Annotated in this window: 21 protein-coding genes; 10 read left to right on the forward strand and 11 right to left on the reverse strand. The window is 69.4% G+C overall.

Annotation, left to right across the window (positions count from 1 at the left end; all coding sequences use genetic code 11):
- Positions 1-34 precede the first annotated feature (34 nt).
- A complete protein-coding gene (locus tag BJ992_RS20310; RefSeq protein ID WP_184983340.1) occupies positions 35-1357 on the reverse strand; it encodes an NYN domain-containing protein in 1323 nt (440 codons plus the stop codon).
- 220 nt (positions 1358-1577) lie between these two features.
- Here BJ992_RS20310 and BJ992_RS20315 point away from each other — a divergent pair, with 220 nt between their 5' ends.
- Together BJ992_RS20315 and BJ992_RS20320 are read left to right on the forward strand one after the other, a co-directional pair.
- Entirely contained in the window at positions 1578-3311 is a 1734-nt protein-coding gene (locus tag BJ992_RS20315) for a DEDD exonuclease domain-containing protein (RefSeq protein ID WP_221474903.1), read from the forward strand.
- A gap of 46 nt (positions 3312-3357) precedes the next feature.
- Complete coding sequence (locus BJ992_RS20320) at positions 3358-3645, forward strand: Lrp/AsnC family transcriptional regulator (RefSeq protein ID WP_184988587.1); 288 nt, start codon at positions 3358-3360, stop codon at positions 3643-3645.
- Between the two features lie 122 nt (positions 3646-3767).
- Here the strand turns inward: BJ992_RS20320 and BJ992_RS20325 are convergent, their stop codons facing one another.
- Genes BJ992_RS20325 through BJ992_RS20335 form a run of 3 tightly spaced genes read right to left on the reverse strand, consistent with a single transcriptional unit; the run spans position 3768 to position 4954 of the window.
- The gene (locus BJ992_RS20325; protein ID WP_221474904.1) at positions 3768-3956 is read right to left on the reverse strand and encodes a DUF397 domain-containing protein; all 189 of its coding nucleotides are present in this window, start codon (positions 3954-3956) and stop codon (positions 3768-3770) included.
- A gap of 3 nt (positions 3957-3959) precedes the next feature.
- Positions 3960-4154 carry a DUF397 domain-containing protein gene (locus tag BJ992_RS20330; RefSeq protein WP_184983344.1) on the reverse strand — a complete coding sequence of 65 codons (195 nt, stop codon included), beginning with the start codon at positions 4152-4154 and terminating at the stop codon, positions 3960-3962.
- Positions 4142-4954: a helix-turn-helix domain-containing protein gene (locus tag BJ992_RS20335; RefSeq protein ID WP_184983346.1), complete on the reverse strand. Its 813-nt coding sequence runs from the start codon at positions 4952-4954 to the stop codon at positions 4142-4144. Before BJ992_RS20335 ends, BJ992_RS20330 begins: the two co-directional genes overlap by 13 nt.
- A 174-nt stretch (positions 4955-5128) precedes the next feature.
- On the opposite strand from BJ992_RS20335, the gene BJ992_RS20340 reads away from it, so the two are divergent.
- Together BJ992_RS20340 and BJ992_RS20345 are read left to right on the forward strand one after the other, a co-directional pair.
- Positions 5129-5407, forward strand: a complete 279-nt coding sequence (locus BJ992_RS20340; protein WP_184983348.1) for a hypothetical protein — start codon at positions 5129-5131, stop codon at positions 5405-5407.
- A complete protein-coding gene (locus tag BJ992_RS20345) occupies positions 5404-5844 on the forward strand; it encodes an ATP-binding protein (protein ID WP_184983349.1) in 441 nt (146 codons plus the stop codon). The genes BJ992_RS20340 and BJ992_RS20345 overlap by 4 nt, the downstream gene beginning before the upstream one ends.
- 39 nt (positions 5845-5883) lie before the next feature.
- On the opposite strand, the gene trpD is transcribed toward BJ992_RS20345, so the two are convergent.
- Positions 5884-6942 (reverse strand): anthranilate phosphoribosyltransferase, encoded by a 1059-nt coding sequence (gene trpD, locus BJ992_RS20350; RefSeq protein WP_184983352.1) that lies wholly within the window; start codon positions 6940-6942, stop codon positions 5884-5886.
- A 14-nt stretch (positions 6943-6956) separates the two neighbouring features.
- On the reverse strand, positions 6957-7355 hold the full coding sequence (locus BJ992_RS20355) for a response regulator transcription factor (RefSeq protein ID WP_184983354.1): 399 nt from the start codon (positions 7353-7355) through the stop codon (positions 6957-6959).
- A 263-nt stretch (positions 7356-7618) separates the two neighbouring features.
- On the opposite strand from BJ992_RS20355, the gene ctaE reads away from it, so the two are divergent.
- The 4 genes from ctaE to qcrB are packed head-to-tail and all read left to right on the forward strand — an operon-like array spanning position 7619 to position 11740.
- Positions 7619-8170, forward strand: a complete 552-nt coding sequence (gene ctaE / locus BJ992_RS20360) for an aa3-type cytochrome oxidase subunit III (RefSeq protein ID WP_484592956.1) — start codon at positions 7619-7621, stop codon at positions 8168-8170.
- Positions 8171-8187: 17 nt separating this feature from the next.
- Positions 8188-9018: a cytochrome bc1 complex diheme cytochrome c subunit gene (qcrC, locus tag BJ992_RS20365; protein WP_343072776.1), complete on the forward strand. Its 831-nt coding sequence runs from the start codon at positions 8188-8190 to the stop codon at positions 9016-9018.
- Positions 9015-10094, forward strand: coding sequence for a cytochrome bc1 complex Rieske iron-sulfur subunit (qcrA, locus tag BJ992_RS20370; protein ID WP_184983366.1), 1080 nt, complete (start codon positions 9015-9017; stop codon positions 10092-10094). The genes qcrC and qcrA overlap by 4 nt, the downstream gene beginning before the upstream one ends.
- The gene (qcrB, locus tag BJ992_RS20375) at positions 10091-11740 is read left to right on the forward strand and encodes a cytochrome bc1 complex cytochrome b subunit (RefSeq protein WP_184983368.1); all 1650 of its coding nucleotides are present in this window, start codon (positions 10091-10093) and stop codon (positions 11738-11740) included. The genes qcrA and qcrB overlap by 4 nt, the downstream gene beginning before the upstream one ends.
- 96 nt (positions 11741-11836) lie before the next feature.
- Here the strand turns inward: qcrB and BJ992_RS20380 are convergent, their stop codons facing one another.
- The 4 genes from BJ992_RS20380 to ctaC form a co-directional block, all read right to left on the reverse strand.
- Positions 11837-13135 carry a L,D-transpeptidase gene (locus tag BJ992_RS20380; protein WP_343072777.1) on the reverse strand — a complete coding sequence of 433 codons (1299 nt, stop codon included), beginning with the start codon at positions 13133-13135 and terminating at the stop codon, positions 11837-11839.
- Between the two features lie 182 nt (positions 13136-13317).
- Positions 13318-13713 (reverse strand): cytochrome c oxidase subunit 4, encoded by a 396-nt coding sequence (locus BJ992_RS20385; protein WP_184983370.1) that lies wholly within the window; start codon positions 13711-13713, stop codon positions 13318-13320.
- Complete coding sequence (ctaD, locus tag BJ992_RS20390) at positions 13710-15392, reverse strand: aa3-type cytochrome oxidase subunit I (protein WP_184983372.1); 1683 nt, start codon at positions 15390-15392, stop codon at positions 13710-13712. Before ctaD ends, BJ992_RS20385 begins: the two co-directional genes overlap by 4 nt.
- Positions 15389-16180 (reverse strand): aa3-type cytochrome oxidase subunit II, encoded by a 792-nt coding sequence (gene ctaC / locus BJ992_RS20395; RefSeq protein ID WP_184983374.1) that lies wholly within the window; start codon positions 16178-16180, stop codon positions 15389-15391. The genes ctaD and ctaC overlap by 4 nt, the downstream gene beginning before the upstream one ends.
- 230 nt (positions 16181-16410) lie before the next feature.
- Between ctaC and BJ992_RS20400 the strand changes: the two genes are divergently transcribed.
- Positions 16411-17556: a cysteine desulfurase family protein gene (locus BJ992_RS20400; RefSeq protein WP_184983376.1), complete on the forward strand. Its 1146-nt coding sequence runs from the start codon at positions 16411-16413 to the stop codon at positions 17554-17556.
- Positions 17557-17608: 52 nt separating this feature from the next.
- Complete coding sequence (locus tag BJ992_RS20405) at positions 17609-17923, forward strand: sulfurtransferase TusA family protein (RefSeq protein WP_184983378.1); 315 nt, start codon at positions 17609-17611, stop codon at positions 17921-17923.
- A gap of 45 nt (positions 17924-17968) precedes the next feature.
- Here BJ992_RS20405 and BJ992_RS20410 read toward each other — a convergent pair whose 3' ends face one another.
- Complete coding sequence (locus tag BJ992_RS20410) at positions 17969-18955, reverse strand: PfkB family carbohydrate kinase (protein WP_184983380.1); 987 nt, start codon at positions 18953-18955, stop codon at positions 17969-17971.
- Between the last annotated feature and the right edge of the window lie 46 nt (positions 18956-19001).

Raw genomic sequence — 19001 nt, forward strand, 5'->3', positions numbered from 1 at the left:
CAGGACTGCTGTCAGAGCGGCGGCCAAGTCTGCGTCAGGCGCGGCCGAGACGCCGCAGCAGCAGCATCGACGGCACCGGCCGGGCCCCCATGCGGCGCACCGAGTCGGCCACCTCGCGGTCTGCCGACACCACCGCCACCGCGCGGCCCGGCGGCTCGGCGCGCACGAGCTGGCGGATGAGGTCGTCGGCGATCTCACCCGGCTCGCTGAACAGCACCCGAACTCCTCTCGGCGCGGACACCTGCACGGGGCCGTTCAGCTCCGCGCCGTCGAAGACGCAGGTCACCTCGGCCCGGGTCTGCACGGCGAGGCCGCCGAGGCCGCCGAGCAGCCGGCTGCGCTGGTCGATCAGCGTGAGCGTGGGATAGCCGGTCTTGGTGACGTTGTAGCCGTCCACGATGAGGTGCAGATGGGGGATGGCGAGGAGCTGGTCGAGCAGCGCCGGGTCGTCGTCGGACAGGGCACGGGCCGGCACGGCGCGCACCGACGGACGGGCCGGGGTGACGGCGTCCACCGAGTCGGCGGGCTTGCTGATCGCCACGGGGAGCCCGAGCTCGGCCCGCAGGCCGGCCGAGGCGTCCTGCAGGGTGTCGAGCAGGACGCGCAGGCGCGCGTCCTCGATGCTGCGGCCCTCGCGTGCGGCGCGGCGGCCGGCGAGCAGGCGCCGCTCGGCGTCGGCCAGCCGCTCACGCAGCTTGCGCAGCTCCGACTCGGCGGCCCCGGTGGCCGACGCGACCGCCGCGCGTGCCTCGGCCGCCTGCGCCTCGGCCTCGGCCGCGCGCTCCTCGGCGCGTTTACCTCGCTCCCTGGCGTCGTGCAGGCGCCGCCGCAGGTCGGCGACCTCGGTGCGGGACGTCTTGAGCTGCTCGCGCAGCCGGTCGGCCTCCTGCTTGGCCGCGGCCTTCTGCTGCGCGAGCTCCTCGCGGAGCCGCTGCGCGGTCTGCTCCTGCGCCGTCTCCTCGGCCACGACCGCGGCGCGCTCGATGTCGGCGCGTGCCGCCTCGACCAGGTCGGGCCAGCCCGGCGGCCGGGTGAGGTAGGCCGCCGCGGCCACCAGCACCGGCTCGGCGGCGGGTGGGACGTTGCCTTCCTCAAGGCTCGCCACCAGCTCGGGCCACGCCGCGGTGGTCGCCTCGGCGACGATCTCGCGGAACTCCTTGTCGGTCTCCAGCTGCGCCGCGATCGGCGCGCTGCCGAGGCGTGCGCGCTTGCGCGGGTCGAACCGTGCGATGCCGCGCAGCGGCGCGGGGATGGCCGGCGGCTGCAAGGTGCCGAGCACCTGTGCCGCCAGCTCCACGACATGTAAACGGACCTGCTCGGGCAGCGGGCGAGACAGGCCTTCTCCGGCTGAACTCATCCGACTTCCCCTAGCTGACCGGCCCTTCACGATATGTCTATCCGTCAAGGGTACGGCCGTCGCGTCCATGGTCGGCCCCTATATACGGCCCGCGACCGGGGGGAGTCACGCGCCGATACCCGCACGGTGCGACATTCCCCCCGCGGAAGGTTGCGATCGTGCCACGAATGCCGGAACGGCGGCCGCGGCGGGGAAACTGTCGGACCGCGATCGTATGGTCATGCTCGTGGAGATCGGCGTTCAAGGCACGCTGGACGAGCTCGGCACACCGCTGTCGCGGGTGACGTTCGTCGTCTTCGACCTCGAGACGACCGGCGGCTCCCACGCCGAGCACGCCATCACCGAGATCGGCGCGGTCAAGGTGCGCGGCGGCGAGGTGATCGGCGAGTTCGCCACCCTGGTGGACCCCGGCCGGCCCATCCCGCCGTTCATCACGGTCCTCACCGGCATCACCGACGCCATGGTGGTGGCGGCGCCGCCGATGCGGCAGGTGCTGCCGGCGTTCCTGGAGTTCGCGGCCGGCACCGTCCTGGTGGCGCACAACGCGCCGTTCGACGTCGGCTTCATCAAGGCGTCCTGCCAGGAGCACGGCTACCCGCCGCCGGTCGCGCCGGTGGTCGACACCGCCGACCTCGCGCGGCGGGTGCTCACCCGCGACGAGGTCCCCAACTGCAAGCTCTCCACCCTGGCGCGGGTGTTCCGCAGCTCCACCGAGCCGTGCCACCGCGCGCTCGCCGACGCCAAGGCCACCGTCGACGTCCTGCACGCGCTGATCGAGCGGGTCGGGTCGTACGGCGTGACCACCCTCGAGGAGCTCAAGGGCTTCGTGCGGGCCCCCACCCCCGAGCAGAAGCGCAAGCGCCACCTGGCGTCGTCGGTGCCGAGCGCTCCGGGGGTGTACGTCTTCGAGGACGAGCGCGGTGAGGCGCTCTACATCGGCAAGAGCGGCGACCTGCGCACCCGGGTGCGGTCCTACTTCACGGCGAGCGAGACCCGGGCCCGCATCCGCGAGATGATCGGCATCGCCGAGCGGGTGCGGCCCATCGTGTGCGCCACCGCGCTGGAGGCCGAGGTGCGTGAGCTGCGGCTCATCGGCGCCGCCAAGCCCCGGTACAACCGGCGGTCGCGGTTCCCCGAGAAGGTCGTGTGGCTCAAGCTGACCGACGAGCAGTTCCCCCGGCTGTCCATCGTGCGCGAGGTCAAGGCCGACGCCGGCACCTACCTAGGTCCGTTCGGCTCGGCCAGAGGCGCCGAGGACGCTCGGTCGGCGCTGCACGAGGCGGTCCCGCTGCGGCAGTGCACCGAGCGCGTCACCACCCGCACGTGGCGGCCGGCGTGCGCGCTCGCCGAGATGGGCCGCTGCGGCGCGCCGTGCGAGGGCCGGCAGTCCCCCGGCGACTACCAGCGGCACGTCGAGGACGCCAGGGCCGCCATGGAGGGCGACCCCGGCGCGGTGTTCGCGGCCCTGGAGGCCCGCATGGGCCGGCTTGCGGCCGAGCAGCGATACGAGGAGGCGGCGGTCGACCGCGACCGGCTCGCGGTGTTCGTCCGCACGGCGGCCCGCATGCAGCGCCTGCGGTCGCTGACCGGTCTCCCCGAGCTGATCGCCGCCGCGCCGGCGTTCGACGGCGGGTGGGACATCCACGTCGTCCGGCACGGCCGGCTCGCCGCGGCCGGGGTGATGCCGAAAGGCGCGCATCCCACACCGTTCGTCGACGCTCTGGTGGCCACCGCCGAGACCGTCGTCCCCGGCCCCGGCCCGCTGCCGGCGGCCGTCGCCGAGGAGAGCGAGTGCATCCTGCGCTGGCTCGACTCCCCCGGCGTCAGGCTGGTGCGGGTCGACGGCGTTTACGGCCTCCCCGCGCGGGGAGCCGGACGCCTGAAAGAACGCATCGACCTGGCGTACCAGGGCCTCGAGCCGCGCGGCACCCGCGAGGGCCGGCCCCTGCGCTGACGGCGATAAGGTTCGACCCGAGCCGTACTCGAAGGAGAGCCACGTGATGGTCACCGCGATCGTGCACATCAAGGCCGAAGTCGACCGCATCCCCGAGGTCGCCGAGACCATCGCCGACCTCGACGGCGTCAGCGAGGTCTACTCGATCACCGGTGCGCACGACCTGCTCGCCATGGTCCGCGTCGCCGCCTACGAGCAGGTCGCCGAGATCGTGCCGGGCCGCATCAACAAGATCCCCGGCGTCCTGGAGACCGAGACCCACCTGGCGTTCCGCACCTACTCCAAGCACGACCTGGACGCGGCGTTCTCCATCGGTTTCCCCGAGTCCGACTGATCTCACCGGTGCCTTCCGGAACAGACGAGCCGTCCGTCTCTCGTCGGCGAACGTTCCGGACCTGACGCTCTGTGGACCGAACGGCCAACGGCGCATCGGCCTTGAGAGGCCGACGTCTCCGGTCAGGCACGAGCGTCTTTGACTCCGATGAGGAACGTACGAAACTCTGCTGCGGATATCGTCAGGTGACCCCGCTCGGTTTTCTTGCTGTCTCTGACCGCGAAATCGTCACCGATTCGCGCGACCTCGACACAGGTACCACCGTTGGAGCCACTGTGCGAGGACTTCCGCCAACTCAATTCTCCGATCAACTATCAGGCTCCGTTCGTAACGTCATCCTTTATGCACGCAAGGAAGGCCTGGAAGGCGTCCACGGATATCGTCAGCCTGCCATACCCGGGAACCTTACTGTCCCTGACCGCGATACCTGCGGCCAACCTGGCGATCTCAATGCAAGCCCCTCCGTTGGAGCCGCTGTACGACGACTTCTGCCACTTTAATGCTTCCATCTCTCCATCTCCTTCATGATCAACGAAATTGATTCCATCCTAGGAAGCGCTTCCGCGCGGAAACTGTCGAACATGTGCCTCAAGCGCCTCACACTCTCTACGTCTTCGATCACATCCCCGGCGAGTTGGTTATCGAGATAAGCCACGTCCACGCCATTGTCGAGCGTCGCGATGATGAATCCACCAAGAAATCCCGCGCACACAGGTGCTCTATCCGGAACGATCTGAATGACGATCTTGTTGTCCCCCTCCGCCATCTCCACAAGACCGGCCAACTGATCTGCCATGGTCTTGGCACCGCCGACGTTATGCCGGAGCACACTCTCGGAGATGATCGAGGAGAGCATGGGGGGATCGTCTTCCTTGGTCAGGACTCGTTGCCGTTCCAGGCGTGCGCTCACCATCTCCTCAACGTCAGCCTGATGATCACCCGCGCGCAGGACTGCCCGCATGTAGTCCTCGGTCTGAAGCAGTCCAGGAATGACGGCCAACTCGAACCACCACAGCGATGTGGCCTGGTTCTCAACCTCGGGCCATCGGCCGAACCACTCAAGAGGTACGGCGGCCTTCACCAGATCGTCACGAATCCTGACAAGGATACCATTCATCCCGAACATTTCATCCATCTGATGGAGGTGTTCCGATATCGGGACACGACGTCCGGTCTCCCACAACTTCACCAGTGATTCACTGACGTAACATGCTTTAGCCAGCGACGCACGAGATATCCCTTTCGCCTCACGTGCCCGTCGCAATTCTCGCCCCAAGAAGGCGCGTGAGGTGCCACCATTCCCTGCCATTCGGGTTACCTCGCGTTACACGTGGACGGACAGGGGTTGCAAAACCAGGGTGGTCGTGATTCGACCTCTTCCCATCATGCCGCCATGTGAAGGTCAGCGGTAGTCCTTTACCGTTGAATGCGCAGGTGAGAAGATGAACGAAGCGCTCGAAACGCCGCAAATCATGTGTCGGCGGTGCGTGTGAAGACCACGGCGGCGGCGGATCCGCAGGAGCAGTTCATCCATCTGGTGCGGCTGGCCTGGGACCTGCGCAGGCGAGGACTCGGCTCGGCGATCGATCTGCCGACGGGGGCCGAGCCCGCCTTGGTGGTCTCCCGTGCGTCCAGGCCGCTGAAAGTGATGGCGCTGGCGCGCGACGGCAAGTGGTTCTTCACATGGGGACGCGGCAGGGATCAGAAGGTCGGAGCGCTGGCGGAGGACGCGCCGGATCGTGTCTGGGAGGCGGCGCAATGAAGGCGGCCCGTCTGCTCGGCGTCGTCGAGCTTCCGGGAACGGAGATCTCCGCCTCGACGGCACGCGCTTACGCACGGGATCTGCTGACCAGATCCGGGTACCGGCGCCTGGACGATGTGGAGCTCCTGCTCACCGAACTGGTCGCCAACTCCGTCACGCACTCCGCTTCCGGACGGCGCGACGGCGGACGGATCACGGTCGAGGTCACGGCGACACACGACCGGGTCTACGTGACCGTGACCGACGAAGGCGGACCCGGCCCGCTGCCGGTCGTACCCGCGCAGGGGAACGGGCTCGCCGAGAGCGGCCGCGGGCTGTGGCTCGTGCGTGAGCTTTCGTCGGCCTGGGGCTGGCAGGACGAGCCGGCGGGCCGCACGGTGTGGTTCGCGGTCGCGAGCACGCCGGAGACGGTCACGGCCGCCGGACGGCCATGCTGAGGCCTGCCGCTCCGGCCGGTCAGGAGGCGCGGCGGCGGGTCAGGACGACGCGGCGTGGGTGCGGCTGATCTCGACCCAGCGGGTGAGGGTGGTCTTGGCGGCGCCGGAGTCGACGGCCTCGGCGGCGCGGGTCAGTGCGGCCGACATCGCCTCAGGCAACGTGGCGGGGGTGGCGGGGACGGGGTCGAGAGCCACCAGGGCGGCGGCGGCGTTGAGGAGGACGGCGTCGCGGACGGGGCCCTTCTCGCCGTCGACCAGGGTGTGGACGGCGGCGGCGTTGAACTCCACGTCACCGCCGCGCAGCGCGTCGACGGCCGAGCGGGGGACGCCGATGTCACGCGGGTCGAAGGTCGTCTCGACGGCGGTGCCGTCGCGGACGATCCACACGGTCGAGGTGGCGGCGGTGGACAGCTCGTCGAGGCCGTCGTCGCCGCGGAAGACCAGGGCCGACACGCCGCGCTCGGCGAACACGCCGGCGACCACGGGGAGCATGCGCGCGTCGTAGACGCCGATGGCCTGGGCCGTGGGACGCGCGGGGTTGGTGAGCGGGCCGAGGAAGTTGAAGACCGTCGGCACGCCGATCTCCTTGCGCGTGGGGCCGGCGAACCGCAACGCCGGGTGGTAGAGCGGCGCGAAGCAGAACGCGATGCCGGCTTCCTCCGCCGTGCGCACGGTCAGCTCCGGCGGCAGGTCGAGCACCACGCCGAGGTGCTCCAGCACGTCCGCGGCGCCGACGGAGGACGACGCCGACCGGTTGCCGTGCTTCACGACCCGCGCACCCGCCGCCGCCGCGACGATCGCGGCCATCGTGGACACGTTGACGGTGTGCGCGCGGTCGCCGCCGGTGCCGACGACGTCCACCGTGGGGCCCTCGACCGTCAGCAGGTTCGCGTGCTCCAGCATGCCGCGCGCGAGCCCCGTCACCTCGGCGACCGTCTCGCCCTTGGCGCGCAGCGCCACCGCGAACGCCGAGATCTGGGACGGCGTCGCCGCCCCGGACATGATCTGGTCCATCGCCCAGGCGGTCTCGTCGGCGGTGAGGTGATCGCCGGTGATGAGGGCCGTGAGCAGCGCGGGCCACGTGGTGCGCGCGTCCATGGGGGGCTCCGGGGTCAGTGAGAGGACAGACGGGAGGCCGAACGGCGCCGCAGCAGGCCGGCCACGGCCTCGGCCAGCGCCATCGGGTCGAGCGGCTGCGGCACGACGGCGTCCGCGCGCGACCAGTCGGCGAGCCAGCGGTCGTCGCGCCGCGCGATGATCAGGCAGATCGGCGGGCAGTCGTACACCTCGTCCTTGGCCTGGCGGCACACACCCATGCCGCCAGCCGGCACGGCCTCGCCGTCGAGGACGGCGACGTCGATCTCGCCGGAGTCGAGGTGCTTGAGCACCGCCGGCTGGGTGGCGCACTCCACGATCTCCACGAGGGGCACGTCGGCCGCGGGGCGCCGCCCGATCGCCAGCCGCACCTTCTCACGCGTGCTTGCGTCGTCGCTGTAGACGAGAACCCTCATGCTGCTCACGGTCGCGCTCACTATCCGTCGGTGACGAGGTATGGTCACGAAGGATGCTACCGGGTCCCCGGCGACGGAAACCCAGACCGATCACCAGCCGGGAAGATCCAGCCATATGTCCGGTTCGATAGGCCTGAAGTGCCCGAACCAGGGGGTCGTGCGCCGACCCGGCCATGGAAGCCGCAATAATGCTGCCCGTGGCGACAGCATCCGCAGTTACGACGACGACAGCAGCATCGTCCCGGCGGCCCAACCTGGTCAGCGTGGGGACGATCGTCTGGCTGTCTTCCGAGCTCATGTTCTTCGCGGCGCTGTTCGCGATGTACTTCACGATCCGGTCGGTCACCCTCGGCCATGAGCAGCCATGGCCGACGCTGCCCGAAGGCGTCCACCTGGACGTCCCCTACGCGCTGGTCAACACCATCGTGCTGGTCCTGTCGAGTGTGACGTGCCAGCTCGGCGTGTGGGCCGCCGAGAAGGGTCAGGTCAGCAGGCTCCGCTTCTGGTACGTCATCAGCTTCCTCATGGGCGCGTGGTTCGTCGGAGGACAGCTGTACGAGTACTCCGTCCTGGTGGAGGAGGGCCTGTCCATCTCCACCAACGCCTACGGCTCGGTGTTCTACCTCGCCACGGGCTTCCACGGCCTGCACGTGACCGGTGGCCTGATCGCGTTCCTGTTCATGCTGGGACGCACGTACGCCGCGAAGCGCTTCACCCATGAGCAGGCGACCAGCGCGATCGTCGTGTCCTACTACTGGCACTTCGTCGACGTCGTCTGGATCGGCCTCTTCGCGACCATCTACATCATCAAATGATCGGAACGAGGATTCCGGTGAACTCGATCACCGTAAAGAGGCGGCATCCGCTCGCGCGGTACGTCGTGCTCCTCCTGGCCCTGAGCTTCCTGGGGGGTACGTACGCGCTGCTCGCGCCAGGCCCGGCGGGCCAGGCGGACGCCGCGAGCGCCTCGGGCAAGCTGGACGACGTGGCCGAGGGCAAATCACTGTTCACGGCACACTGCGCGAGCTGCCACGGCATGAACGGCGAGGGCTCCTTCAACAAGGGTGCCGCGTCGGGCCCGAGCCTCATCGGCGTCGGCGCGGCCGCGGTGGACTTCCAGGTCTCCAGCGGCCGCATGCCGCTCGCCAACCCGGGCCCGCAGGCGCTGCGCAAGCGTCCGCCGGAGTGGGTGAACGAGACCACGGTCCGGCAGCTCGCGGCGTACGTGCAGTCCCTCGGCGGCGGCCCCACGGTGCCGGCGGCCGAGGCCGTGGACCCGGCCAAGGGCGACCCCGCCAAGGGTGGTGAGCTGTTCCGGGCCAACTGCATCCAGTGCCACAACTTCGCCGGTTCCGGCGGCGCACTGACCTACGGCAAGCACGCGCCGGCGCTCGGCCCGGCCACGCCGACCCAGATCTACGAGGCCATGGCGACCGGCCCGCAGGCGATGCCGGTCTTCAACGACAGCACGATCACCCCCGAGCAGAAGCGGGACATGATCGCCTACATCGTCGGCCTGCGTGAGGAGCCCAACCCGGGTGGCAACGGCCTCGGCCGCATCGGCCCGGTGATGGAGGGCCTGGTCGCGTGGACCGCCGGTCTCGGCATCGTCGTGCTCGCCGCCATCTGGATCACCGCGAAGAAGCGGAAGGTCGCGCGATGAGCGAACACCCCACGCCGAACGGCGTCCAGGACGCCGAAGAGCCCCGCGTCCCGCGCCGCGTCATCGGCACACCGGTCAAGGCCGGCCCCGGCACGCTCGGCACGACGGCCCCCGCCGAGGAGCCGATCGTGCACGAAGGCGTCGAGTACCCCGACGAGCGCTCGGCCCGCAAGGCCGAGCGGGTCGTCGCGCTGCTGTTCCTCGTGACGTTCCTCGCCACCGTGGCGTTCATCGCGTCCTACGTGGTGTTCCAGGTCGGCGACATCGAGCGCACCCAGGTCTCCAACCTCGCGCTCGGCGGCTCGCTGTCGGTGGCGCTGCTGGCGCTGGCCTGCGGCGTCGTGGTCTGGGTCCGCAGGCTGATGCCGAAGTACAACCTGATCCAGCAGCGTCACGCCATGGCGACCGACCCCGACGTGCGCCAGGAGGTCAACGCGATCTTCCTGCAGGGTGCCAACGAGAGCGGCTTCGTCAAGTACAAGCTGCTGCGCCGCACCCTGCTGCTCGCCGCGGCTCCTCTCGGCCTGCTGCCGCTGGTGCTGCTGAAGGACATGGGCCCCCTGCCGGGCACCTCGCTGCGCCACACGGTCTGGAAGAAGGGCACCCGCCTGCTGGTGGAGGGCTCGGGCCAGCCGATCCGCGCCGCCGACTTCAACTCCCCCGGCGGCATCCTGTCGGTGGTGCCGGAGGGTCACGAGCACGATCTGAACGCGCTGGCCAAGGCCACGCTGATCCTGATCAAGTTCCGTCCCGAGGACCTCAAGCCGGGGACCAAGCTCAATTGGACCCACGACAGCATCGTTGCCTACTCTAAGATCTGCACGCACGTGGGCTGTCCCGCGGCGCTGTACGAGCAGACGACGCACCACATCCTCTGCCCGTGCCACCAGTCCACGTTCGACGCGACGGACGGTGCGAAGGTCATCTTCGGCCCGGCCGCGCGTCCCCTGCCCCAGCTGCCGATCGGCGTCGACGGCGAGGGGTACCTCATCGCACAAAGCGACTTCAACGTCCCGGTCGGGCCCAGTTTCTGGGAGCGCGGGGACGCTGAGGCCGAAGCTAGGGGGCAGGCATGAGCCTGGACACGACGCCCAAGGCCATAGCGGGGACGTCGAGCTACATCGACGACCGGCTCGGCGCGGGGAAGTTCATGCAGCGCAACCTGCGCAAGATCTTCCCCGACCACTGGTCGTTCCTGCTCGGCGAGATCGCGCTGTACAGCTTCATCATCCTGCTGCTCACCGGCACGTTCCTGACGTTCTGGTTCAAGCCGAGCATGGGTCACGTCGAGTACAACGGCTCCTACCTGCCGCTGGTCGGGGTCCAGATGTCCGAGGCGTACGCCTCGGCGCTGCACATCAGCTTCGACGTCCGCGGTGGTCTGCTCATGCGGCAGATCCACCACTGGTCGGCGCTGCTGTTCGTCGGCGGCCTCATGATCCACATGCTGCGGGTGTTCTTCACCGGCGCCTACCGCAAGCCGCGTGAGTTCAACTGGCTGATCGGCGTGCTGCTGTTCACGCTGGCGCTGCTTGAGGGCCTCACCGGTTACTCCCTGCCGGACGACCTGCTGTCCGGCGCGGGCCTGCGGATCACCCAGGGTGTGGTGCTGTCGATCCCGATCGTCGGCACGTACCTGCAGTTCCTGCTCTTCGGCGGTGAGTATCCCGGCGAGGACATCATCTCGCGGTTCTTCACCATCCACATCCTGCTCATCCCGGGTCTGCTGCTCGCGCTGATCTCGGCCCACCTGATCCTGATGTGGGTGCAGAAGCACACGCAGATGCCCGGCAAGGGCCGCACCCAGAAGAACGTCGTCGGCGCGCCGTTCTACCCGTCCTTCATGGCGAAGTCCGGTGCGTACTTCCTGTTCACTTTCGCCACCGTGGCGCTGCTCGGCACGTTCGCGCAGATCAACCCGATCTGGCTGTTCGGGCCCTACTCGCCGGCGGACATCTCGGCGGGGTCGCAGCCCGACTTCTACATGGGCTTCCTGGAGGGCTCGCTGCGGCTCATGCCGGCCTGGGAGATCAACTTCCTCGGCCACACCCTGCCGCTGAGCGTGCTGATACCGGCGCTGCTACCGCTCGGGCTGCTGATGACGGGGCTCGCCCTGTATCCGTTCGCGGAACGCTGGATCACCGGGGACAACCGCGAGCACCACCTCGCCGACCGTCCCCGCAACAACCCGCACCGCACCGCGATCGGCATCTCGGCGATCACGTTCTACGGCATCCTGTGGCTGCTCGGGGCCAACGACGAGATCTCCGCGACGTTCCACATCTCGCTGTACACCACCACCGAGGTGGGACGGGTCCTGGTGTTCCTCGGCCCGGCGCTGGCGTACTTCATCACCTACCGGGTGTGCCTCGGCCTGCAGCGCAGCGACCAGGCGATCATCCACCACGGCGTGGAGTCCGGCGTGATCAAGCGTCTGCCGCACGGCGAGTACATCGAGGTCCACGTGCCGCCGGCCGAGGACCTCGCGGCCCACATCAAGGGCAAGGAGCCGATCGCCGCGGTGACGGCTGGCCCGGACGGCGACGGCATCCCGCCGAAGGGCCTGCGCAACCCGGTCGGCCGCCTGCGCGCCAAGCTCAGCGCCGAGTACGCCAGGGACAGCGAGTCCATCTCGCTGGACGGCGGCCACGACGGCCACGGCGAGGAGCACGCCGCGGTCGGCGCGGGCTCGCACGGCGAGACCAAGTCGATCGGCCACTGAGAGATAGGCCACTGAGAGCACGACCAGGAAGGGCCCGGACGCGTGATCGCGTCCGGGCCCTTCTCGTTCACCTTCAGGACGGCGTGTCCTCGACGTTCAGGACGGCGTGTTCTTCTTCTCCTGGTCCTTCTTGACCTTGTCGGCCTCGTCGGCGCGTGCGGAGGCGTGGTCGGCCGGGGTGACGGCGAGCGCCTCGGTGGTGAAGCCGGACCGCAGGCCGCTCCAGCGCAGCCACTCGGGCCAGCTCTCCTGCCAGTGGCCCCACCCGTTGGTCGGGTCGAGGCGCCGCGGCGAGCCGGACACGATGATCGGGTCGCCGATCAGGGTCGTGTCCTTGAACCACTGCGCGTTGGACGGGCTGATGTTGATGCAGCCGTGGCTGACGTTGGAGTTTCCCTGCGACCCCACCGACCACGGCGCACCGTGGACGTACTCGCCGGTGTCGGAGATGCGCACGGTGTCGTACACGGTGAGGCTGTAGTAGCCGGCGCTGCCGGGGCCGATGCCCGGTGAGGTCATCGTGGTGACGTCCTCACGCGACATGGCCAGGTGGATGCCGTTGGTCGTGTAGTACTTCCAGTCGCCGCCCTGTCCCGCCGACAGCGGGATGGTGCGGATCACCTTGCCGTCCTGCTTGACGGTCATCTGGTGCGACGTGGTGTCGGCGTGGCTGACGCGGGCCCGGCCGATCTCGAACTCCCTGACGTAGTCGCGCGCGCCGTACATGCCGGGGCCGCCGTGCACGCCGGCGAGCTGCGCGACGAGCTTCACCTTGGTGTCGGCCGGCCAGTAGGTCTTCGGCCGGAAGGCCAGGGTCTTGTCGTCCCACCAGTGCCAGGCTCCCTCGACCGGTTTGGAGCTCTGCACGAGCAGGTTGCGCTCCACGGCCACGCGGTCGGCGATGGGCTTGTCGAAGGCCAGCATGATCGGCATGCCGACGCCGACCTTGAGCCCGGTGGTGTCCCTGCTCGGCAGGATCTTGTCGAGCGCGAACAGCTGGGTTGCCCGCTGCGTGGAGAACACGGTCGTGAGCCGTTTCGCCTCACCCGTGGGGGTGACGGCCTCCACGGTCACCTGGTACGTCTCCCCCGGCGTCATGGTCCGCCTGCTGCGCCACCGGGTGTGGTCGGCGCTGAGGAGGCCGCTGACGGCCTCACCGTTCCTCGGACGCACCTGGACGCTCCTGAGGACTCCACCGGCGATGCCGACGGTCACCGGCAGCTCCGGTGGTACCTGGGTCGCCCCGTTGGCCGGAGAGACGTTCACGGCCACGTCGGAGCGGCCTCCTGCGGCTCCACCTTCCTTGTCGGTGCCGGAGGTGCCACACCCACCGGCCAGCAGCAGGGCCAATGCCCCGGTTCCTACGGCGATCACCCGGAATTCGACGTGTCCCACCTGACGTCTCCCCCGCTCCGATGGATCACTCCTTATCAGTTATTACCCGGTCACAGCGTGTCGTGTACCGGGGAGTTCGGAGAAAGGGGCGAAACGACCAGCAAAAAAGCGGCGCGGGCGACCGACGGTTCCTTGACGGAGACCGCCGGCCGCCCGCGCCGAGCGTGCCGTGCCGGGAGTGCTCAGTGAGCGAAGTGCCCCCGGTAGTACTGGAAGACGAAGCCGATCGTCGTCATGATGGTGGCCGCTACGCCGATCATGAACATCCACCAGCCGATGATGAAGCCCACGGTGACGAGGGCCACCGACAGGCAGACGAACAGCGGCCACCAGCTCGACGGGCTGAAGAACCCGAGTTCGCCGGCGCCGTCGCTGATCTCGGCGTCCTTGCGGTCCTCGGGCTGCTCGCCGATGCGGCGGGCCGTGAACAGCAGGTAGTAGCCGATCATCAGGGCCAGGCCGACCGAGATGGCGAGGGCCGTGGTGCCGGTGGGCTCCTTGGACCAGAACCAGTAGACGAGGTCGACCGCGGCGAAGAAGATGCCGCTCAGCAGGAACAGCCAGCCTTGGACCTTCATCGCGTCGTCGTCCCTTCGAGCTGCTCGGCCGGCGCCAGCCGGTGCGGGTTCTTCAGGTCGAACGCCGGACGCTCGGACCTGATGCGCGGCAGGCTGGTGAAGTTGTGCCGCGGCGGCGGGCAGGACGTGGCCCACTCCAGGGAGTTGCCGTAGCCCCAGGGGTCGTCCACGGTGACCTTGGGTGCGTTGCGCCAGGTCGTCCACACGTTGTAGAGGAACGGCAGCGTGGACGCGCCGAGGATGAACGCGCCGACCGAGGAGACGACGTTCAGGTCGGTGAACCGGTCGAGCGCCGAGTAGTCGGCGTACCGCCGGGGGAAGCCCTCGGCGCCGAGCCAGTGCTGCACCAGGAACGTCGTGTGGAAGCCGATGAACAGCGTCCAGAAGTGCCACTTGCCGAGGGTGTCGTTGAGCATCTTGCCGGTGAACTTCGGCCACCAGAAGTAGAAGCCGGAGAACATCGCGAACACCACCGTGCCGAACACCACGTAGTGGAAGTGGGCCACCACGAAGTAGGAGTCGCTGACCTGGAAGTCCAGCGGCGGCGACGCCAGGATGATGCCGGTCAGGCCGCCGAACAGGAACGTCACGAGGAAGCCCACCGCGAACAGCATCGGTGAGGCGAACACCAGGTGGCCGCGCCACATCGTGCCGATCCAGTTGAAGAACTTCACCCCGGTCGGCACCGCGATGAGGAACGTCATGAAGGAGAAGAACGGCAGCAGCACCTGGCCGGTGACGAACATGTGGTGGGCCCACACCGCCGCCGACAGGCCGGCGATGGCGATGGTCGCGCCGACGAGGCTGATGTAACCGAACACCGGCTTGCGGCTGAACACCGGGAGGACCTCGGTGATGATGCCGAAGAACGGCAAGGCGATGATGTACACCTCTGGATGGCCGAAGAACCAGAACAGGTGCTGCCACAGCATCACACCGCCGGTCGAGGCGTCGTAGATGTGCGCGCCGAGCCGCCGGTCGGCCTCCAGGGCCAGCAGTGCCGCCGCCAGCACGGGGAAGGCCAGCAGCACCAGGATGCTGGTGAGCAGGATGTTCCACGTGAAGATCGGCATGCGGAACATCGTGAGGCCGGGTGCGCGCATCGTGATGATCGTGGTGATGAAGTTCACCGCGCCGAGGATGGTGCCGACACCGGACATCGACAGGCCCATGATCCACAGGTCGGCGCCGAGGCCCGGCGAGTAGACCATGTCCGACAGCGGCACGTAGGCCGTCCAGCCGAACGACGCCGCGCCGCCGGGGACGAAGAAACCCGACACCGCGATGGTGCTGCCGAACAGGTAGAGCCAGTAGCTCACCATGTTGAGCCGGGGGAACGCGACGTCCGGCGCGCCGATCTGCAGCGGCATCAGCTCGTTGGCGAACCCGGCGAACAGCGGGGTCGCGAACATCAGCAGCATGATCGTGCCGTGCATGGTGAACAGCTGGTTGAACTGCTCGTTGCTCACGAAGTCGAGCCCCGGCTGCGCCAGCTCGGCCCGCATCACCAGCGCCATCACGCCGCCGATGAGGAAGAAGACGAACGACGAGATCAGGTAGAGATGACCGATGATCTTGTGGTCGGTGGATGAGAGCCACTTGGCGATCACGGAGCCGCGGCGCGCGCGGCGCACGGCGGCCGGGGCCGCCTGGATGGATGGGTCGTTGACGGCGGTCACTGGGCACTCCCCGCCTGGCTGTTGACGTACCGGTCGTACTCGGCCTGCGGCACGAGTTTCACCGTGAAGAGCATGCGGCTGTGGTCGACGCCGCACAGCTCCGCGCAGCGGCCGACGTAGGTGCTCGGCTTGTCGAGCGTGGTGACCTCGAACCTGTTGTGCACGCCGGGAAGGACGTCCATCTTGTACAGGAACGCGGGCACCCAGAACGAGTGGGCGACGTCGCGCGACTCAAGGGCGAACTCGATCTTCTTGCCGACCGGCAGCACCAGCTCGGGCCGCTGCGCCGGGGTGCCTGCCACCTGCACGGTCTTGCCGCCGTAGGTGCTGGTGAAGCGCCAGCTCCACTGGTAGCCCTCGACGAGCACCTTCACGTCGGGACGGCCGGAGACGGCGCCGATGGCCGTCTGGTCGCGCGCGGTGAAGAAGAAGAACACCGCCACCATGATGATCGGCACGGTGGTGTAGAGGATCTCGATCGGCAGGTTGTACCGCACCTGGGGCGGCAGCGCGTCCGGCGAGTTCTTGCGCCTGCGGTGGAACAGGCAGGCCCAGAAGATCAGGCCCCACACCACGATCCCGACCCCGAGGGCGGCGATCCAGGCACCGTTCCAAAGGTTCTGGATGATGCCGGCCTCCTTGGTGACGCCTTCCGGCATGCCACCACGAGACCACGTACCAACGCCTCCACACGCCGACAGGGACAGCGCAAGCACCGCCAACGCGGCGGCGCGAGGCACCCTGCGGCGGGCCAACGGACGCCGTGCGAAACGGCGGGTCGGACTCACGGATCGCCTACCCCACAGTTGAAGCCCAAGAGCGGTCCCTCCTGGGCGGTAGTTTTCAGGTTCACTTGTCGCGCTCTGAAGAAAGTCGGCTGTCGTCACGCTGGGGGACACATTAGCGCGGACTGGGGCCGCCCTCCTTCCCAGCCCCCGGCAACACCACGCGGAAGGCCCGCGGAACCTCGCGCCGGCGGGCCGGGCCGGTCCGCCGGACCCGGCGGCCCGGTGGGACGATGGGGGCCGTGGCGTACTTCGACGCGGCCTCGACCGAACCCCTGCACCCCGCGGCGCGCGAGGCGCTGCTGGCGTCCCTCGACACCGCCGGGGCCGATCCCGCACGGTTGTACGGCACGGCGCGGCGTGCGCGCATGCTGCTCGAACAGGCCCGCGGCGAGGCCGCGGAGATCGTCGGCGCGCGAGCGGACGAGGTGGCGTTCACGACCTCCGGCACCCAGGCGGTCCACCTCGGGGTGCTCGGCACTCTGCTCGGCCGCCGCCGCGCCGGCCGCCACGTGGTGGTGAGCGCCGTGGAGCACTCCAGCGTGCTGCACGCGGCCCGCGCGCACGAGGCGCAAGGCGGCACCGTCGAGACGGTCCCGGTGGGCCTCACCGGCCGGGTGGACCCGGCGGTGTTCGCGGCGGCCGTCGCCGCCGGCGGCACGGCGCTGGCCTGCCTGCAGACCGCCAACCACGAGGTCGGCACGCTGCAACCGGTGGAGGAGGCGGCCCTGGCGTGCCAGGAGGCGGGGGTGCCGCTGCTGGTGGACGCCGCGCAGACCCTGGGACGGCTGCCGGTGCCGGCCGGCTGGTCGGTGCTGGCCGGCAGCGCGCACAAGTGGGGCGGCCCGGCCGGCGTGGGGGTGCTTGCCGTGCGCAAGGGCACGCGGTGGCGGTCCCCGCTGCCGGAGGACGAGCGGGAACGGCGCCGGGTGCCGGGCTTCGAGAACGTCCCCGCGGTGGTCGCGGCGGTGGCGGCGCTGCGCGCGCGGGCCGCCGAGGCGGCCGAGGAGAACGCGCGGCTGTCGCGGCTGGTGGACCGGATCCGCGCCGAGGTGCCACGGCTGGTCCCCGATGTCGAGGTGGTCGGCGAGCCGGAGCTCCGGGCCCCGCACATTGTGACGTTCTCGTGTCTTTACGTGCCAGGTGAGGCGATTCTCTCCGAACTGGATATAGCAGGATTCGCCGTCTCCTCCGGCAGTTCATGCACGGCGAGTACGCTACGACCATCGCACGTTCTGGAGGCGATGGGAGTGCTCACGCACGGCAACGTCCGGGTCTCGCTGCCCCGCGGCGCGTCAGGCGCGGACGTCGACCGCTTCCTCGCCGTGCTGCCGGGGATCGTCCGGCGGGTGCGGGAGAGCGTCGGGGTGCGGTCGTGAGACGGCACAGGGGGCCGGCGCGTGAGGCGTGCACGGCTGGGGGGAGATCGTGATGGCATGGCGGCGCAGGTCCGACACCACGTCCGACACCACTGAGGAGAGCGGCCGGGCACCTGAGCCCGAGCCGGGTCCGCCGGCCGTGGCACTCACCATCGACGCGCTCGGCCGCAAGTGCCCGATCCCCATCATCATGCTGGCCGACCAGATCGGCTCGGTGCCGCTGAACGCCGTCGTGGCGGTGCTCGCCGACGACCCGGCCGCCTTCACCGACGTCCCCGCCTGGTGCCGCCTGAAGTCCCACCACCACGTCGGCAGCTACGTGCTGCCGCAGGGAGGCTGGGCCATCCACGTGCGCCGCAACTACTGAGCGCGCGAGGGGACACCGGGCCGGTGTCCCCTCGAGGAAGGCTGATCAGGGGTAGACGCAGGCGACGTGCGCGTCGCAGTCGGCCGCGGCCTCGGAGCCGTACGCGGCGGCGAGGCGCTCCATGAAGCCCTCGCGGCCGAGGCGGTACTCCTGGCCGCCGACCTGCTCCAGCACGTGGGTGGCGGTGAGGTTGCCGAGCTGGCCGCACCGCTCCAGAGGCAGGCCCCAGTGCAGGCCGGACAGGAACCCGGCGCGGAACGCGTCGCCGACGCCGGTGGGGTCGACCTTGCCGACCTCGGGGGCCGGCGGGATGTGCAGCGACGGCTCACCCTCGCGGTCGATGCGCGCACCCTTGGGCCCGAGAGTGGTCACCCGGACGCCGACCCGCGTGAGCACCTCCTCGTCGGACCAGCCGGTCTTCTGCTCGACCAAAGCCTTCTCGTAGTCGTTGGTGAACAGGTAGGCCGCGCCGTCGATCAGGGTGCGGATGTCGTCACCCTCCATGCGCGCGAGCTGCTGCGAGGGGTCGGCCGCGAACGGGATGCCGCGCTGACGGCACTCCTCGGTGTGGCGGATCATCGCGTCGGGGTCGTTGGCGCTGACCATGACGAGGTCGAGCCCGCCGAGCCGCTCGGCGATGGGCCACAGCTCGATCTCGCGGGCCTCGGCCATGGCGCCGGTGTAGAACGACGCGATCTGGTTGTGGTCGTCGTCGGTGGTGCACAGGAACCGGGCCGTGTGGTGCAGCTCGGACACGTGGACCGACTCGCAGTCGACGCCGTGACGCTCCAGCCAGGAGCGGTAGTCGGCGAAGTCGGTGCCGACCGCGCCGACCAGGACCGGGCTGAGGCCGAGGCATCCCATGCCGAAGCAGATGTTGGCCGCGACACCGCCTCGCCGGATCTGCAGGTCGTCGACGAGGAAGGACAGGGAGACGCGGTCGAGCGCCTCGGCGATGAGCTGATCACCGAACCGACCCGGGAAGGTCATCAGGTGATCTGTCGCGATGGAGCCGGTGACGGCGATGCGCACGGGGTGCTCTCCTCGTTGTCAGCATCGGTGGGCCCGCCAAGAATAC

It is taken from the genome of Sphaerisporangium rubeum, from assembly GCF_014207705.1.
In the GTDB taxonomy this organism is placed as follows: domain Bacteria; phylum Actinomycetota; class Actinomycetes; order Streptosporangiales; family Streptosporangiaceae; genus Sphaerisporangium; species Sphaerisporangium rubeum.

Coding starts and splice junctions, on each gene's coding strand:
- BJ992_RS20400 (WP_184983376.1), top strand. CDS start 16,411: ATGGGGGCCGTGGCGTACTTCGACGCGGCCTCGACCGAACCCCTGCAC.
- qcrA (WP_184983366.1), top strand. CDS start 9,015: ATGAGCGAACACCCCACGCCGAACGGCGTCCAGGACGCCGAAGAGCCC.
- trpD (WP_184983352.1), bottom strand. CDS start 6,942: ATGGACGCGCGCACCACGTGGCCCGCGCTGCTCACGGCCCTCATCACC.
- BJ992_RS20405 (WP_184983378.1), top strand. CDS start 17,609: ATGGCATGGCGGCGCAGGTCCGACACCACGTCCGACACCACTGAGGAG.
- BJ992_RS20345 (WP_184983349.1), top strand. CDS start 5,404: ATGAAGGCGGCCCGTCTGCTCGGCGTCGTCGAGCTTCCGGGAACGGAG.
- BJ992_RS20310 (WP_184983340.1), bottom strand. CDS start 1,357: ATGAGTTCAGCCGGAGAAGGCCTGTCTCGCCCGCTGCCCGAGCAGGTC.
- BJ992_RS20330 (WP_184983344.1), bottom strand. CDS start 4,154: ATGGAAGCATTAAAGTGGCAGAAGTCGTCGTACAGCGGCTCCAACGGA.
- BJ992_RS20320 (WP_184988587.1), top strand. CDS start 3,358: ATGGTCACCGCGATCGTGCACATCAAGGCCGAAGTCGACCGCATCCCC.
- qcrB (WP_184983368.1), top strand. CDS start 10,091: ATGAGCCTGGACACGACGCCCAAGGCCATAGCGGGGACGTCGAGCTAC.
- BJ992_RS20355 (WP_184983354.1), bottom strand. CDS start 7,355: ATGAGGGTTCTCGTCTACAGCGACGACGCAAGCACGCGTGAGAAGGTG.
- BJ992_RS20335 (WP_184983346.1), bottom strand. CDS start 4,954: ATGGCAGGGAATGGTGGCACCTCACGCGCCTTCTTGGGGCGAGAATTG.
- BJ992_RS20315 (WP_221474903.1), top strand. CDS start 1,578: ATGCTCGTGGAGATCGGCGTTCAAGGCACGCTGGACGAGCTCGGCACA.
- BJ992_RS20385 (WP_184983370.1), bottom strand. CDS start 13,713: ATGAAGGTCCAAGGCTGGCTGTTCCTGCTGAGCGGCATCTTCTTCGCC.